At 73.6% G+C, this 15,937-nt stretch carries 13 protein-coding genes; 7 read left to right on the forward strand and 6 right to left on the reverse strand.

The genetic code is table 11. The annotated features are described in order from the left end of the window. Nucleotides 1–272 precede the first annotated feature (272 nt). The 4 genes from ACIP67_RS21465 to ACIP67_RS21480 all read right to left on the reverse strand — a co-directional run bounded on the left by ACIP67_RS21465 (nt 273) and on the right by ACIP67_RS21480 (nt 4,340). Nucleotides 273–1,553: a condensation domain-containing protein gene (locus ACIP67_RS21465; RefSeq protein WP_401693651.1), complete on the reverse strand. Its 1,281-nt coding sequence runs from the start codon at nt 1,551–1,553 to the stop codon at nt 273–275. Next, nucleotides 1,550–3,115 (reverse strand): AMP-binding protein, encoded by a 1,566-nt coding sequence (locus ACIP67_RS21470; RefSeq protein WP_401693654.1) that lies wholly within the window; start codon nt 3,113–3,115, stop codon nt 1,550–1,552. Before ACIP67_RS21470 ends, ACIP67_RS21465 begins: the two co-directional genes overlap by 4 nt. Next, entirely contained in the window at nt 3,112–3,366 is a 255-nt protein-coding gene (locus ACIP67_RS21475; protein ID WP_389522493.1) for an acyl carrier protein, read from the reverse strand. Before ACIP67_RS21475 ends, ACIP67_RS21470 begins: the two co-directional genes overlap by 4 nt. Nucleotides 3,367–3,551: 185 nt before the next feature. Further along, a complete protein-coding gene (locus ACIP67_RS21480; RefSeq protein ID WP_401693657.1) occupies nt 3,552–4,340 on the reverse strand; it encodes a LamG-like jellyroll fold domain-containing protein in 789 nt (262 codons plus the stop codon). 116 nt (nt 4,341–4,456) lie between these two features. Here ACIP67_RS21480 and ACIP67_RS21485 point away from each other — a divergent pair, with 116 nt between their 5' ends. The 7 genes from ACIP67_RS21485 (at nt 4,457) to ACIP67_RS21515 (ending at nt 12,611) form a co-directional block, all read left to right on the forward strand. Next, complete coding sequence (locus tag ACIP67_RS21485) at nt 4,457–5,617, forward strand: glycosyltransferase family 2 protein (protein WP_401693659.1); 1,161 nt, start codon at nt 4,457–4,459, stop codon at nt 5,615–5,617. After that, nucleotides 5,614–6,498: an inositol monophosphatase family protein gene (locus ACIP67_RS21490; RefSeq protein WP_401693661.1), complete on the forward strand. Its 885-nt coding sequence runs from the start codon at nt 5,614–5,616 to the stop codon at nt 6,496–6,498. The genes ACIP67_RS21485 and ACIP67_RS21490 overlap by 4 nt, the downstream gene beginning before the upstream one ends. Nucleotides 6,499–6,527: 29 nt before the next feature. Then, complete coding sequence (locus ACIP67_RS21495) at nt 6,528–7,547, forward strand: alpha/beta hydrolase (protein ID WP_401694073.1); 1,020 nt, start codon at nt 6,528–6,530, stop codon at nt 7,545–7,547. Beyond that, nucleotides 7,544–8,281, forward strand: a complete 738-nt coding sequence (locus tag ACIP67_RS21500) for an SDR family oxidoreductase (protein WP_401693663.1) — start codon at nt 7,544–7,546, stop codon at nt 8,279–8,281. Before ACIP67_RS21495 ends, ACIP67_RS21500 begins: the two co-directional genes overlap by 4 nt. A 33-nt stretch (nt 8,282–8,314) precedes the next feature. Further along, the gene (locus tag ACIP67_RS21505; RefSeq protein WP_401693665.1) at nt 8,315–9,067 is read left to right on the forward strand and encodes a class I SAM-dependent methyltransferase; all 753 of its coding nucleotides are present in this window, start codon (nt 8,315–8,317) and stop codon (nt 9,065–9,067) included. Between the two features lie 95 nt (nt 9,068–9,162). Then, nucleotides 9,163–10,854, forward strand: coding sequence for an ABC transporter transmembrane domain-containing protein (locus ACIP67_RS21510; protein ID WP_401693667.1), 1,692 nt, complete (start codon nt 9,163–9,165; stop codon nt 10,852–10,854). Beyond that, nucleotides 10,851–12,611 (forward strand): ABC transporter ATP-binding protein, encoded by a 1,761-nt coding sequence (locus tag ACIP67_RS21515; protein ID WP_401693669.1) that lies wholly within the window; start codon nt 10,851–10,853, stop codon nt 12,609–12,611. Before ACIP67_RS21510 ends, ACIP67_RS21515 begins: the two co-directional genes overlap by 4 nt. Before the next feature lie 138 nt (nt 12,612–12,749). Here ACIP67_RS21515 and ACIP67_RS21520 read toward each other — a convergent pair whose 3' ends face one another. Both ACIP67_RS21520 and ACIP67_RS21525 read right to left on the reverse strand, forming a co-directional pair. Next, nucleotides 12,750–13,664 (reverse strand): aminoglycoside phosphotransferase family protein, encoded by a 915-nt coding sequence (locus ACIP67_RS21520; RefSeq protein WP_401693671.1) that lies wholly within the window; start codon nt 13,662–13,664, stop codon nt 12,750–12,752. 55 nt (nt 13,665–13,719) lie between these two features. Next, complete coding sequence (locus ACIP67_RS21525; RefSeq protein ID WP_401693673.1) at nt 13,720–15,738, reverse strand: GTP-binding protein; 2,019 nt, start codon at nt 15,736–15,738, stop codon at nt 13,720–13,722. Between the last annotated feature and the right edge of the window lie 199 nt (nt 15,739–15,937).

Genomic DNA, 15,937 nt, shown 5'->3' on the forward strand with positions numbered 1-15,937 from the left:
GGGGGGGGGGGGGCCGCCCGCGGTGGGGGGGGGGGGGCGGGCGGCCACGCCGGTCGGGCCCCGCGGGGGCGCCGCGGGGGGCCCCCCGCGGCGGGGCGCGGCCCGTCGTGCCCGACCGCACACCGCCACCCGGGCCCCGGGCGCCGTCCGGCGCCGACGGCATCCGGCACCGCATCGCCCGCAAGCCCATCGCCCGCAAGCCCATCGAGCCGCCCGCACCTCGTCCGCCACCTCGTCCGCCACCGCGGACCCGCCGCTCGGGACGGCGCGTCTCAGGCGTCCGCGGTGAAGTGCGCCAGCCGTGCCGCCAGCACGTCCAGGAAGCCGTGCACCCCGCCGGTGTCGAACCGGCCCGGGTCGTACTGGCACTCGAGGTGGCAGGTGCCGTCGTCCGCCACGCTGACGATCAGCTGGAACGTCCCGACGAGGCTGTTGAAGCCCCGCTCCGACAGGGCCAGGGACTCCCGGGGCACCGTCCACGGCACGAAGTTGACCAGCACCTGTGCCGGACGGCTCGCGATGGCCTTCGCGTCGGCCTGTCCGCTCACCGCCAGGATGTAGTCCCACGGCGTCGGCTGGTACGGAAGCGTCCGCAGCCAGGCCGACTTGGTGGCCGCGAGGGCGTGTCGCGGTTCGCCGAGCGAGGGATGGCGCACCCGCACGGGCGTGTTCTCGGCGAAGTACCCCTGGGTGTCGAGGTAGCCGGGCGCCCGCCCGCTCGTGTTGACCCGTACGGTCACGTCGTCGTCGCCCGTCACGAGCCCGACGGCCGACACCGCACCGGCCAGGAAGAGCAGGAACGGCGAGGACTTGAGCCGGCCGGCCGCGGCCCGCAGTCTCGCGATGTCCGGAAGGTCCCGCCGGATGCAGTGCACGTAACCGCTGAGGGGGCCGTCCGGGTCGGGGCAGAACGGGAAGACCGTGGCGCGGTCCGGGGGAGTGCCGTCGAGGTAGCGCAGCCAGAACTCGCGCGCCGTCGTCGGTACCCCGGCGGCATCGAACGGGAACTGCCGGTGCTGCTCGGCGACCCAGTCCGAGTGCCGGCCGTACTGCGCTCCGAGGCGGTCGGTGCCGAGGCCGAGCAGTTCGTCGCGCAGCAGCCGGGTGCTGCGGGCGTCGCTGATCAGGTGGTCGAAGACCGCGCAGACCTGCCGGACCGGCCGGCCCGCCGCATCCGGCAGTTCGATGACCGCCAGCTCCCACAGGGGGCCGTCCGCGCGGTCGAAGAGATGGTGCCGCATCCGGGTGCCGACGTCCGCCAGTTCCTCGGCCGAGCCGACGGCGAGGTGGCGGACGGGCAGGTCGACGCGGGGCGCGTAGTGGGCGCGGCCTCCGTCGGCGGGGGAGATCTCGGTGATCCTCAGGGCCTCCTCACGCAGGACCAGTGTCCGGAGCCGGCTGCGCAACCGGTCCGTCGTCACGTCGTCGGGCAGGACGAAGGACGTCCTGCAGTTCGGCACCCGTTCGTTGCGCTCCACGTCGCGCCGCAGTCGTCCCGCCTGTTGCCAGGACAGTTCACCGTGCGTGCTCCGGGTGGCGGCGTAGGCCGTCACTGCACCTCCTCGCGTGGGACAGCGGTATCCGGGGTGGCCCTGCGCCGGGACTCGGCCGCCGCCAGGACGCGGCGCCGGTCCACCTTCCCGTTGGGCAGCAGGGGCAGGGAGTCGAAGAGCATCACCTCGTTCGGCATGGCCGTGCCGAGCCTGCGGCGCAGCCGACGGGTGAAGTCCGGTGCGGAGAACGCCTCGCCGGCCTCGACGGCCAGCACGATGTCGCCGCTGGTCTCGACGTCCACCTGGACGCAGCAGGCCTGCCGCACGTCCGGGTCGTCGAGGGCGTCGGCGGCGATCCGGGACAGGTCGACCAGCACACCCAGGCGTTTGACCGTCCCGTCGAGCCGGCCCTCGACGTAGAGCCGGCCACGCTCGTCGAGCCGGCCGCGGTCCTGGGTGCGGAACGTGGTGACGCCGTCCCGCCGGGTGAGCCCGTGCGCGCCGGTGTTCTCCCGGGTGTCGGGGAGGTAGCCGAGCGCGCCGTCCGGTGTCTCGATGGTGAGCCGGAACGTCCCCTCGGCGGCGCCGGTACGCGGATCCGGCCGGTGGTGCGTCAGCCGGACGCCGGGCAGGCCGCGGCCGACCGGTTGGAGTCCGGGCTCCGGACGCTCGGCCACCAGGTGCCAGAACTTGGCGAGGGTGGTCTCCGAGGGGCCGTAGAGGTTCACCACCCGGGTCTTCGGCGCGACCGCGCGCCAGGTCTCCACGTGCCGGGAGTGGAGGGGTTCCCCGGCGAACAGCGTCCAGCGCAGATCGGGCAGGCGGGCCCGCCCGGAGGCGGCCAGCCAGCGGGAGCTCAGGCTGGGGACGAGGTGGACCGCGGAAACCCGCTCCGCCGTGAGCCAGGGCAGCACCGCGGCGGGATCGGACCGTACCTCGGCCCCGGCCACACAGAGCACCCCGCCGACCACCAGCGGCAGCAGCATCTCGCGCAGGACCACGTCGAAGGACGGGGAGGTGAGCTGCGCGACCCGCAGATCGGCGGGGGCCAGCCCCAGCAGCGCCGCCTCCCAGTCCAGGAAGTGCGCGGCGCCGGCCGCGTTGCCGATGATGCCCTTGGGCGTGCCCTGGGTCCCGGAGGAGAAGGTCAGGTATCCGGCGCCGGGCAGGACCAGGGGATCGTCCTGGACGGCGGGGACGGCGGGGACGGCGGGGACGGCGGGGACGGCGGGGACGGCGGGGACGGCGGGGACGGCGGGACGGCCCGTGCCGTCCAGGACCGCGGCGGGCCGGGCGGCCCGGAGCATCGCCGACCGGCGTTCCCGCGGCAGGAGCGTGTCGACGAGCAGCGGCACCAGTCCCGCGGCCCGGACGCCCAGGAACCGCACGACCAGTTCGGGGCCGCCGTCCGACAGGATCGCGACCGTGGCGCCGGGGCGCAGGTCCGCGGCGGTGAGGGCGTCACGGCAGGCGAGGACACCGTCCCACAGCTCGCCGTAGGTCGTGGTGGACGCTCCGGCGGACAGGGCCGGCGCATCCGGGCGCTCGCGCACCACGCTCCACACCCGGGCGACCAGGGGGCAGCCCGGTTCCGGCCCGTGCTCGTGGCGGTCGGGCGTCACGAGGCCGCTTCGGAGTCGTCGCCCAGCCGCGCGACGAGTTCCGCGTGGACGTCGAGGAGGCTTTCGGTCGCCATGATCATGAAGGTGTCGGCGTCCACTCCCCAGCGGGACCTGAGCAGGACCGCGAGACGGAAGGCTCCGATGGAGTCCCCGCCGGCTTCGTAGAAACTGCTTTCCGGGGCCACGGAGGGGACCCCGATCACCTCCGCACAGAGCCGGGTCAGTGAGTCGACGTCGGGTAGGGACGGCATGGGCGTTTCACCTCCAGGCCGGGGCCCGCGGCCTCCGGCCGAGCGGGGACGGACAGGCGGCGGGCACCGGCGGCCACGGCGGCACCGCGGGAGGCGGCCGTGACCGGGCCGGCTCCCGCGGTGCCCGGTGCGGGCTGTGCGCCGTGCCGCGCGGACCGGCCGGTCAGGCCGACCGGACCGGCCGGTCAGGCCGGCGCGTCCTGCCGGTACAGGACCGCGGCGTCCTCGGGCGTGAGGGTTCCGGAGAAGAGCCGGACCGGGCCGATCGATCCCGGCCAGAAGTCGACCGTCTTCTCCAGCCAGGTACCGTGCCCGACCTGGAGGGGGGCCTCGGCGTGCCAGTAGGTCCACCCCTCCGGCAGGTCCACCGTCCGTACGTCCTCGACGCCGGGCACGAGGAGCCGGGCGGTGTGCGTCCGGGGGTCGAGGACGCCGACGAGCAGGACCCAGGTGTCGAGGGCGGACGCGTCCACCGCGGCGGCCGACGTGGCGTGTCGCCATTCGAACGCCGAGGTCGGGCCGTCGACGGGGGAGACCGTGAAACTCCAGCGCAGGACGGCCTGTTCGGTCCCGTCCGCCCCGGTCTCCGTGAACAGCCGGGCCCCGAGGTAGAAGGCGCCGTGGGAGTCGACGGCCTGGCTGACGGCGGTCCAGGCGTACTCGCCGGGCTCGGGGCGCAGCGCACCGTCGAGCGTGGCGCTGTCCAGCCGCACCCAGACCGCGACGCCGAAGCTCTCGTCGGTCCGCACGGCGGGCCCCTCGGTGGTGAGTTTCTGCCGGTCGCCGTCGAGGGCGATCCCGCCGCCCGGGATCCAGGCGACGCCTTCGTCCGCGACGAGGGTGTGGCCGTTGCCGGAGGAGTCCGTGGCCGTGTGGCCCGCCCCCTCGTCGAACCTCCACCACGCGGTGAGGCGGCTCGGTCGGTCGGTCGTACCGACGGCTGTGGCGGGCGATGCGTTCTGCGTGTCGGTCAAAGCAGCTCCCTGTTCGGGCCTACGGCGTGTTGACAGCCACCGGAGAGTAGGTTGCCATAGTTGCCAACGTTAGGCAATATCGACGTCGGGTTGGCACAACACGGTGAGGGGGCAGTATGCCCGGCATCAGGCTCAGCCTGGCCATTCCCTACAAGCAGCGTCTCGGCAACCTCAGGCTCGTCCTCGAGGCGCTGGCGGAGCAGACCCTGGACAGCTCCGAGTTCGAGGTGGTGGTCGGCGCCATGGAGTACTCCCCGGAGTACACCGCGCTGTGCCGTGACTTCCAGGACCGGTTGAACATCGTCTCCGTCCTCACCTCCCGGGACTTCGAGATCCCGCGCGCCCGGAACCTGGCCATGCGCCAGGCCCTCGGTGAGGTGATCGTGCAGATCGACGCCGACACGTTGCTGCCGCCGGACGCACTGCGCAACCTCTACGACCGGCACTTCTCCTTCGGCCAGGACATCTGCGTCGTCGGACAGGTCGTCGGCTACGGCAACAACGACCGCGACGTCGGCGAGGTCCGCGCCCTGCCGTACGCCCACTACCGGGACGCTCTCGCCCGGGCGGGCGACCTGGCGACGGACCCGAAGGACCCGCGCTTCCGCGCCGAGCACGTCATCCCCTGGGCGTTCGCGTGGACCGGTCTGATCGCGCTACGCGCGGACACCGTCCGCAGGCACGGCCTGTTCTTCGACGAGACGTTCCGGGGCTGGGGGGTGGACGACCTGGAGTGGGGCTACCGGATCAGCGCGAGCGGCACCCCGATCGTGCTGCGCGGCGACGTGTACGGCCTCCACCTGCCGCACCCGAGGGACATGAGGGCCAATCAGCGCACGGAGAGCGCCAACTACCGCCGCTTCCTCGACAAGTGGCCGGGCCCCGACGTCGAACTCGCCCACGCCGTCGGCGATGTGGAGGCCAACCGGATCTACCTCGACTTCCTGAGGGAGCTGCGCGGTGCCGGCGGCGGAGCGGGGCGGTCACTGGGTGTCGCCCGGGGCACCGCCGACGGCACCGACGTCCTGGTCGTCGGCGCCGTCCTCGACCAGGAGGGGCGACTCGTGGACCCCGCCCTGGCCGAGCTGTTCGACGGACACGGTCCCCAGGTCCGCCCGCTCGTCGGGCTGGCGCTGCCGTACGAGGACAAGAGCGTGGCGGAGTGCCGGGTGCTGCCACCGGTGCTGGGACTCTCCCCGCGCTACCGGGACGCCGTACGGACCGAGGTGGACCGGGTCGCCAAGTCGGTGGTCCTGCCCGCGGAGCAGCGGAGGTGACCCAGGGCGCGCCCCCGCCCGCCGCCCCTGCCGACCGGCTGCTGGCGCTCGCCCTGCGGGCCGCGCGGGCGGGCGCGGCGCAGATCGTCCGGCGCGCCGGACGATCCACCGTGGTCGGCACCAAGTCGAGCGCCACCGATCTCGTCAGCGACGCGGACCGGGCCGGCGAGGAGGCCATCCGGCGCCTCGTCACCGCGGAGCGCCCGGACGACGGCATCCTCGGCGAGGAGGGCGCCGAACGCCCGTCGGCCAGCGGCCTGCGCTGGGTGGTCGACCCGCTCGACGGCACGGTCAACCACGTCTACGGCATCCCGCACGTGGCGGTGAGCATCGCCTGCGAGCGGGCCGTCGGCGACGACTGGCAGCCGGTGATCGGCGTGGTCCACGACATCACGCGCGGCGAGACGTTCACCGCGGTCGAGGGCGGCGGCGCCCACCTCGACGGAGCCGCCCTGGCGGTCAACGAAGCGGCCACCCTGCCGCAGGCCCTGCTGGCCACCGAGTTCTCCTATGTGTCGGGGACCCGGGCGCGACAGGCCGCGCTGCTGGCCGAGGTGCTGCCCCGGGCCCGCGACATCCGCAGCACCGGCAGTTCGGCACTGGACCTGTGCTGGGTCGCCGCCGGCCGGTGCGACGGCTTCTACGAGGACGAACTCTCCCGCTGGGACTGGGCGGCGGGAGCACTCATCGTCCGCGAGGCCGGCGGCACGGTGACCACGCTGGGCACCGGAGTGCTGGCCGCCGGCCCCGCCCTGCACCGGACGCTGCGGTCCCTGCTGACCACACGGACCCGGGCCGCACCCGACCCGCACCCCGGCCCGACCCGCCCGGCCGAAGCCCCCCACCTCCCGGCCGGCCCACCCCACAAGGAGCGACCTTGACACGAACCCGCGCCCTCCCCGCCGACCCGGTGGCGGCGCCGGACCGGCACCGGGTGGGTCCGCCACCGCCCTTCGACCATGAACTGGCCGACCCGCTGCGATCCGTCCTGCGACGGCTCCCGATGCCGCTGACGCCCGAACTCATCCCCTCCAGACGCGCCCTCACCGCGGCCGGAAACCTCTCCGACGCGGACATCCGCCGCGACGGATCCTTCGAGATCGAGGAACGGCCGGTGCCGGGCCCGGCCGACGGCCCCGACCTCACGCTGCTCATCTGCCGTCCCACGGCCACCCCCGGACCGCACGGCGTCATCTACAACACCCACGGCGGCGGCATGGTCGCCGGCAGCACCCGCACGGCCGAGCTGGCCGGTGAACTCGACCGCGCCGAGGAGTTCCAGCTGGCCGTGGTGGCCGTCGACTACCGCCTGGCCCCGGAACACCCCGACCCGGCACCCGTGGAGGACTGCTACGCCGGGCTGCTGTGGGTGGCCGGACACGCCGACGAGCTGGGCTTCGACCCCGACCGGATCATCGTCAGCGGCAACAGCGCCGGCGGCGCCCTGGCGGCCGGTACGGCCCTGCTCGCCCGCGACCGCGGCGGCCCCGCGCTGCTCGGCCAGATGCTCCAGTGCCCCATGCTGGACGACCGCTGCGACGCGCCCTCCATCGCCCAGCTGGCCCGAGTGGGGCTGTGGGACGGCCTGTCCGACCTCGCGGGCTGGACCGCCCTGCTCGGCGACCGCCGGGGCGGCCCCGCGGTGTCCCCCTACGCGGCTCCCGCCCGGGCGACGGACCTCGCCGGCCTGCCGCCCGCCTTCATCGACGTCGGTTCGGCCGAGGCGCTGCGCGACGAGGCGATCGCCTTCGCGAGCCGGATCTGGCAGGCGGGCGGCGAGGCCGAACTCCACGTGTGGTCCGGCGCCTTCCACAGCTTCGACGAATGGGTGCCCCAGGCGGTCGTCTCCCGCTCCGCACGGGCCGCCCGTACGGCCTGGCTGCGCCGGCTGCTCGACCGGCACGCGCTGTCGACGGCGGACCAGCGGTGAGCGCGCCCCCCGTGGCACTGGTGACCGGAGCCAACAAGGGCCTGGGGAGGGAGACCGCCCGGCGACTGGCCCATCACGGATACACCGTCCTGCTCGGCAGCAGGGACTTCGGCCGGGGCCTGGAGACCGCCCGCCGGCTCGCCGACGAGGGCGCCCGGGTGGTGCCGGTCGAACTCGACGTCACCGAGCCCGCCAGTGTCGCGTCGGTCGCCGACCGCGTGCGCCGCGACCACGGCCGGCTCCAGGTGCTCGTCAACAACGCGGGAGTGACCACCGGCACCCGCAACCTCGCCACGACCGTCACCGACATGCGCGACCTCTTCGAGGTGAACGTCTTCGGCGTCGTGGGCCTGGTGCGGGCCCTGCTGCCGCTGCTGCGCGAGTCCCGGGCACCCCGCATCGTCAACGTCTCCAGCACCACCGCGTCGCTGGCGCTGACCGGCGACGGCCGGGCCATCCCGGGGGAGACGGACCGCCGCCTCGCGTACGCCAGTTCCAAGGCCGCGCTCAACATGCTCACCCTGCAGTACGCGCGGGCCTTCCAAGGGGACCCGGCCCTGGCCCACATAAAGATCAACGCGGCGTCACCGGGATTCACCGCCACGGACATGAACGGCCACCGCGGCACCCGGACCGTCGCCGAGGGAGCCCGCATCATCGTGGAGCTCGCCACCCTGCCCGACGACGGGCCGACCGGCGGCTTCTTCCACGACGAGGGCCCGCTGCCCTGGTGACGTCGGACCGGACCTACGAACGGGAGAACCATCGTGAGCTGGGCGTATTCCGACCTGGTGGCCGAGGTGTACGAGTTCCACCTGCCCATCGGCTACTCCAACGGAGACGTGGAGTACTACCTTCGCGCGCTGAACGGCATCACCGGCCGCGTACTGGAACCGGCCTGCGGGACGGGCCGGGTGCTCATCCCCCTGCTGGAGGCGGGGCACCGGGCGGAAGGCCTGGACCACTCCCCGGAGATGCTGGACGTCTGCCGCAAGTACTGCCGAGAGCGCGGTCTGCCCGAACCCGCCCTGTACGCGGCCGACATGACGACCTTCGTGCGACCCGGCGCGTACGAGGCGGTGGTCGTCCCCGCGGGCTCCATCCGCAACCTCGACGGACGGGAGCCGACACTGCGGGCACTGCGCTCCTTCCACCGCTCGCTCGTGCCCGGCGGACGTCTCGTGCTCGATGTCGCGGCGCCCCGCATGGTGACGGGGCTGCCCCCCGTCGAGATCCACCAGCGCGAGCCGTACGTGTGGACGGTCCAGACGATCCGCTACGACTACGACCCCGTGGTCAACCGGACGACCCAGTTCCTCCGCTACGAGAAATGGCGCGACGGCGAGCAGGTCGTCACCGAACTGCACCGCTTCCACCTCCAGCACTGGGGGCTGGAGGAGTTCGAGGAACTCCTGAACGAGGCAGGGTTCACGGACGTCCGGGTGAGCGCCGACTACCAGGAGGACGTACGGCCGGGCCCCGACAGCGGCGACTGGACGTTCCACGCCGTCAGGCCCTAGCCCCTCTCGTCAGGGCCTGGCGGCCGCGCCCGCCGCACGACCCTCCGCGCCGCCGCCCCTCCTCCAGCCGCCCCCTTTGCGAGGTACCGCAACCGATGCGCCGTTTCCCCGAGAAGGACCCAGGAACCCCCGATCACACCTCCCCCCTGCGCTACCTCCGCCGGCTCGCCCGCACCCTGCGCCGGCAGCTCACGGCGGGTGTCCTGTACGCGGTCTGCTGCATGGGCGCCCAGGCGCTGATCCCGTACGCCGTCGGACGAGCCGTCGACACCGGAGTGACCGCCCGGGACGAGGGACGGATCGTCTTCTGGGGCGCCGTCGTGTTCGGGCTGGGAGCGGTCCAGACGGTCACCGGCATACTGCGCCACCGCTACGGGATGGTCAGCCGGTTCGGCGCCGCGTACCAGACGGTGCAGGTCGTCACCCGGCACGTCACCCGGCTCGGAGCCACGCTGCACAAGCACCTGGCCACCGGGGAGGTGGTGGCCGTGGGCGTCGCCGACATCAACAGCGTCGGCAACGCCCTGAACGTCGTCCTGCGCGGTACCGCCGCCCTGGTGACGATCGGTGTGGTGGCGGCGCTGATGCTCGTCACATCGGCGCAGATGGCCCTGATCGTGCTGGTCGGTGTACCGGTCGTGGTCCTCGTGCTGGGCCTGCTGGTCCGCCCCCTGCACCGTCGCGCGGTCGGGCTGAGGGAGTCGCAGGGCCGGCTCACCACGAGGGCCGTCGACATCGTGACGGGACTGCGGGTGATCCGCGGCATCGGCGGGGAGGAGACCTTCGGGGCCCGCTACCGCGCCGAGTCGGGCGAGGTACGACGGGCGGGCGTCCGGGCCTCCCGGGTGGAGGCCCTGCTGAAGGCCGCCGAGGTGCTGCTGCCCGGGCTGCTCGTCGTCGTCATCGTGTGGCTGGGAGCGCGGGGGGTCCTGGCGGGCGAGGTGACGGCCGGCCAACTGGTGACGTCCTACGGCTACGCCGTCTTCCTCGTCACGCCGCTCACCACCCTCATCGAGGTCATCGACAAGGCCGTCAAGGGATACGTCGCCGCGCGCCGCGTCGTGCGCGTCCTGGCCCTCGAGCCGGATCTGGCCGACGGGCCCGGCGACCGCGAGCCGGACGGAGCGGCCCTGGTCGACCCGGACTCGGGGCTCGTCGTGCGCGAAGGCCTGCTCACCGCCGTGGCCTGCGCCTCCCGGACGGACACCGCCGACCTGGCCGACCGGCTCGGCCGCTACACCGACTCGGCCGTCACCCTCGGCGGCGTCGAGCTGACGCGGCTGCCGCTGGCCGACGTACGGCGCCGCATCCTCGTGGCCGACAACGACGCACATCTGTTCAGCGGCCGGCTGCGCGACGAACTCGACCCCGCCGGACGCGGCACCGGCCTGGCCGAGGCGGTCGGAACGGCATCCGCCGGCGACGTCGTCGACGTGCTCCCGGACCGCCTGGACACCGTGATCGCCGGCGGCTGGGAACTCTCCGGCGGGCAGCAGCAGCGGCTCCGCCTGGTCCGGGCCCTCATGACCGACCCGGAGACCCTGGTCCTGGTCGAGCCGACGAGCGCCGTCGACGCCCACACCGAGCAGCGGGTGGCCCGCCGGCTGCGGGCCGGCCGCAGCGGCCGGTCCACCGTCGTCTTCACCACCAGCCCGATCCTGCTCGGCCAGGCGGACCACGTGGCATACGTCGAGGCCGGGCGGGTCGTCGCCCAGGGGCAGCACCGGGAACTGCTCGCCGACCCCCGCTACGCCTCGGTCGTCACCCGAGAGGACGTCGACAGATGAGCCTGCCCGTCGCCTCCGCCAAGGAGGTCCGCGCCCACACCGCCGGACTGCTCGTACGCCACCGCCGGCAGTTCCTCGCCGCGCTGGGGCTGCACTGCCTCGCCGCCGCGGCGGCCCTGGTGCCGCCCTGGCAGCTGGGCGACCTGGTCCACCGGATGCGTGACGGCTCGGCGGACGTCGCCGCCACGGTCCTCGTCATCCTGGCGTTCATCACCGCCCAGGCCGCCCTGCTGCGATGCGCGGTCCTGGCGGCCTCCCGGCTGGGCGAGACGATCCTCGCCGAACTGCGGGAGGACTTCGTCGCGCGGATCCTGAGGCTGCCGCTGTCCACGGTGCTACGGGCCGGCACCGGGGACCTGGTCACCCGGACCAGCCTGGACGTGGCCGGCCTGTCGTACGCGGTGCGGTGGGCGGTGCCGGAGGCGGTGACCGCGCTGCTGGCACTGGTCTTCACCCTCGTCGCCCTGGTCCTGGCCAGCCCGCTGCTGGTGCTGCCCTGCCTGCTGCCGGTACCGGCCCTGTGGGTGATCGCCCGCTGGTACCTCGCCCGCGCGCGCGACGGATACCTGCGCGCGGGTGCCTCCTACTCCCGCATCACCGAAGGCCTGACCGAGACCGTGGAAGGAGCCCGCACGATCGAGGCGCTGGGCGTCCACCGCCGCCGGATCGACCGCACCGACCAGGACATCGAGGGCTCCTACCGGGCGGAGCGGTACACGCTCGGACTGCGCACGGTGCTGTTCCCGGCTGCGGAGATCAGTTACATGTTCCCCGTCGCGGCCACCCTCGTCACGGGAGGCCTGCTCCACGCGCACGGGCAGGTCTCGCTCGCCGCCGCGACCACCGCCGTCCTCTACACCCAGCAACTGGTCGATCCCCTGGACCGGCTCCTGCCCTGGCTGAACGAACTCCAGGCCGGCGGCGCCTCCCTGGCCCGGCTGCTCGGCGTCCGGGCACCGGACGACACCCCCGGTCCGCCCCCTGAGCGGGCACTCGCCGTGCGCGGGCCGCTGCGGGGCGGACGGCTGGTGATGAGCGGGGTGAGCTTCTCCTACCGCGACGGCCGGGACGTCCTGCGCGACATAGGCCTGGTCGTCGAGCCGGGGGAGCGGCTGGCGATCGTCGGGCCGTCCGGGGCGGGCAAGTCCACGCTCGGCCGGCTGCTGGCGGGGATCCACCGGCCGCGGACCGGCAGTGTGGCGATCGGCGGGGTGCCGGTCACCGACCTGCCCCTGGAGGAACTGCGCGGCGAGATCGCCCTGGTCACCCAGGAACACCACGTCTTCCGCGGGACGCTCCGGGAGAACCTGGTGTTCGCGAAGCCGTCGGCCACCGACGCGGAGACCGCTGCCGCGCTGAAGATCGTCGACTGGCCCGGGGAGTTCGGGCTCGACACCCCGCTCGGCCCGGGAGGGGTCGACCTGCCGCCCGCCCAGGCCCAGCAACTCGCCCTGGCCAGGCTGGTCCTCGCCGATCCGCACACCCTCGTGCTCGACGAGGCCACCTCGCTGCTCGACCCCCGCACCGCCCGCCGGCTGGAGCGTTCCCTGGCCGCCGTCCTCGCGGACCGCACCGTCATCGCGATCGCGCACCGGCTGCACACGGCCCACGACGCCGACCGGGTGGCCGTCATGGAGGAGGGCCGGATCACCGAGATCGGTCCGCACGACGAACTCGTCGCCGCGGGCGGCACCTACGCCGCCCTGTGGGCCTCCTGGCACGGCACGGACCGTCCCGGTCCGCAGCGGGGAGGATGACCGTCCCGGTCCGCAGCGGGGAGGATGACCGTCCCGGTCCGCAGCGGGGAGGGTGACCGTCCCGGTCCGCAGCGGGGAGGGTGACCGTCCCGGCCCGCAGCGGGCAGGAAGGCCGGGCCGGCCCCGCGCGCGCCGGCCTCAGACGCCGGCGTCGCGGTGGTCGGCCAGCACCTCCTCGATCACCCGGCGGGCACGCGCGGCGATCACCGGGTTGGTGTCCCGGTAGTAGGGCAACTGGATGAGGGCGATGGACAACGCCCAGCCGCGCCCCCGCTCCCAGGCTGCCGCATCGGCTCCCACGGCCGCGCGGAACACCTCTCGCACGGGGGCGGGGAACAGCTCCCACGCCACGCTGAGATCGACGGCGGGATCACCCACGCCCAGGCCGCCGAAGTCGACGACGGAGGCGAGCCGGTCGCCGTGGAAGAGCAGGTTGCCCGAGGACAGGTCGCCGTGCACCCACACGCCCGGCCCCGGCGGGAGCGGCGCCCCCAGGGCGACGTCCCAGGCCGCGGTGACGGCGGCGGTGTCGACCTCGTCCCGCAGTTCCGCGATCGCCTTCCGGGTGGCGGCGTCGCGGTCGGCGAGCGGGACGCCCCGGTGGAAGTTGTGCGGTCCGGGCGCGGGGCCGCCGCTCGGGTCGATCCGGTGCAGCGCCGCGACGAACCCGGCCAGGTCGACCGCTGTCCGACGGACGTCGGCGATGTCCTCGACGGCCACGTTCCGGCCCTCGAGCCAGCGGTAGACGGACCAGTGCCACGGGTAGCCCTCGCCGGGCGCCCCCTTGCCGAGCGGGAGCGGTACGGGCAGCGGCAGTAACGGGGCCAGCTTCGGCAGCCACCGCTGCTCCTTGTCCACCTGGCCGGTGGCGGAGGGGATGCGGGGCAGCCGTACGGCCTTGTCCGCCCCCAGCCGGTAGATGGCGTTGTCCGTTCCCGCGGAGTCGACCGGCGTCAGGGGAAGATCCGCCCACCGGGGAAACTGAGCGGCGAGCAAGCGGCGCACGACGAAGACGTCGAGGTCCACTTCGTCGGCGTGCATCCTGCCGGACATGAACACCCTTCCTGGTAGGGGTCGATCGGCCCGCTGCCCTGGTGGACGGCGGGAGCTATGCGTCCTCCCGGTCGCCGGGAACCCGGCGCACGACCTGGAGGAGGTAGTTCTTGCGGTGCAGGGGGTCGGGACCGGAGCGCGGGCGGACGGGGACGTCCCCGCGGACTTCCCGGTAGTGCGCGAAGACGCACTCCAGTACGCCCTCGCCGCTGGTCAGCGCCGGGAGTTGCCGTTCCAGCGCGTGCACCGAGGCGGCCGGCATCTCGCCCTCCACCACGGACGAGGAGCCCAGGGCCGTCGACGTCCGGGGGACGGCGCGCAGACGGGAGAGGACGGGCAGCACCGCGCGGTAGGTGTCCGTGGGGATGTCGAGGTGGAAGCGGAGGACCGGTTCGCAGACCTGGGTGCCGGCCTGTTGCAGCGCGCTCATCAGGATCAGCGGCGTCAGGTTGCGGAAGTCCCCCGCGGTGCTGGACATGCTCTTGTCGAAGGTGCCGTGGGAGTGGCTCTGCCGTGCCGCGTACCCCGAGTGCGTCAGGGTGACCGTGCAGTCGGTGACCTGCCATCCCCGTAGGCCCTGCTGGAGGGTGAGGTGGACGGTCTCCTCGACCGCCTTCATGAACGCGGCCGGCATGGAACCGAGTTCGACCTCCCGGAGGAACCTCACGCCGCTGCCCACCGGCGCCGGCTCGATGCGCAGGCCGACCGTGGCGAGGAAGGGATTGGAGTCGGCGTGGAGGATCTCGGCGGCCGTGCCCGTGCCCACGGGGCGTTCGATGTGACGGGTCGTCGTCTCGTGGAAGACGGCCTCGACGCCGAAGTCCTCGGCCAGCGTCGCCTGGATGACCTCCTTCTGCACCTCTCCGTAGAGCGAGAGGGACATCCGGTGCCTCAGCTCGTCCTGGTGCAGGTCGATCAGCGGATCCTGCTCGGCCAGCTGCGTGAGCGCGCTGTGCAGGAGGCCCCTGTCGGCCGCCCTGCGCGGGGAGACGACGGTCTCCAGGGTCGGCGGGGCGAAGTGCCGCCGGGGGGCGGACACGGCATGGGGATCGCCGATCGTGTCACCGACCCGGATGCCGCCGAGCCCCCACAGCCTGCCGATCTGCCCCGCCCGGATCGACTCGCCCGGCAGGTCGCGCCCTTGCCCGAACACGCCGACCGCGGTGACCTTTCCCTCTCCGGCCGAGTCGGCGGGTCCGTACCGCAGCCGGTCGCGGACGCGCACCGTGCCCGAGAACACGCGCACGTAGGCGATCTTCTCCCCGGCGGGCCCCCGCTCGATCTTGAAGACGGTGCCCGCGAGCGGTCCGTCGGCGTCACCGTCGGCCGACGGCAGTAACTCGGTGATGCCGGTGAGCAGTTCCGCCGTTCCGGCACCCGTGATCGCCGAACCCCAGAACACGGGGTGGACCAGGGCGCGTCGGGTCTGCCGGGCGAGTTCGTCGCGCAGCAGAGGGCGGGGTAAGTCCTTCTCCCCGTCGAGGTAGGCGGCGAGGAACGCGTCGTCGTGGTCGGCCAGCAGGTCGGCCAGCGCGGAGGTGAAGACGGCGTCGTCCCCCGTGTGGGGTACCACGCGTGCCGCACGGGTGCCCAGGCCGTCGACCCGTCCCATGGAGAGGACCGACGCGGACAGCTTGTCGGCGATGCTGCCCAGCAGCGTCGTGTACCGGGCGCCGCGGCGGTCGACCTTGTTGACGAAGACGAGGGTGGGGATGCGCAGTCGCCGCAGGGCCCGCATCAGCACCCGGGTCTGCGCCTGCACGCCCTCCACGGCGGAGACGACCAGGACGACGCCGTCGAGGACGTCCAGGACGCGCTCCACCTCGGCGATGAAGTCGGGGTGCCCGGGCGTGTCGATCAGGTTGACCGTGGTGCCGCCGACGTCGAAGGAGACGACCGCGGCCTTGATGGTGATGCCGCGCCGCCGTTCCAGGGCCAGGGAGTCGGTGCGGGTGTCGCCCTTGTCGACGCTGCCGACCGCGTCGACGACACCGGCCGCGTACAGCAGCCGCTCGGTCAGGCTCGTCTTGCCGGCGTCGATGTGTGCCAGGATGCCGAGGTTCAGGGTGCGCACAGAGGGTCAGGTCCTCCGCCAGGGCTCGGACCCCGCCGGGGCCGGCGCCGACAGTGCCTGTACAGCCACATCGCCTCCGTTGGTCGACCGTCGTCGGGTCAGTGCAGCAGCTTTTGCCGAATATGGCAAATCACTTTCCCGCCCCCTCTTGGCAATTAAGTTGCCAAAGTCTCGGACGTCATGGCAACATCATGGCGGC

Source organism: Streptomyces sp. NPDC088812 (genome assembly GCF_044750285.1).
Taxonomy (GTDB): Bacteria; Actinomycetota; Actinomycetes; order Streptomycetales; family Streptomycetaceae; genus Streptomyces.

Coding starts and splice junctions, on each gene's coding strand:
- ACIP67_RS21475 (WP_389522493.1), bottom strand. CDS start 3,366: ATGCCGTCCCTACCCGACGTCGACTCACTGACCCGGCTCTGTGCGGAG.
- ACIP67_RS21485 (WP_401693659.1), top strand. CDS start 4,457: ATGCCCGGCATCAGGCTCAGCCTGGCCATTCCCTACAAGCAGCGTCTC.
- ACIP67_RS21510 (WP_401693667.1), top strand. CDS start 9,163: ATGCGCCGTTTCCCCGAGAAGGACCCAGGAACCCCCGATCACACCTCC.
- ACIP67_RS21515 (WP_401693669.1), top strand. CDS start 10,851: ATGAGCCTGCCCGTCGCCTCCGCCAAGGAGGTCCGCGCCCACACCGCC.
- ACIP67_RS21520 (WP_401693671.1), bottom strand. CDS start 13,664: ATGTCCGGCAGGATGCACGCCGACGAAGTGGACCTCGACGTCTTCGTC.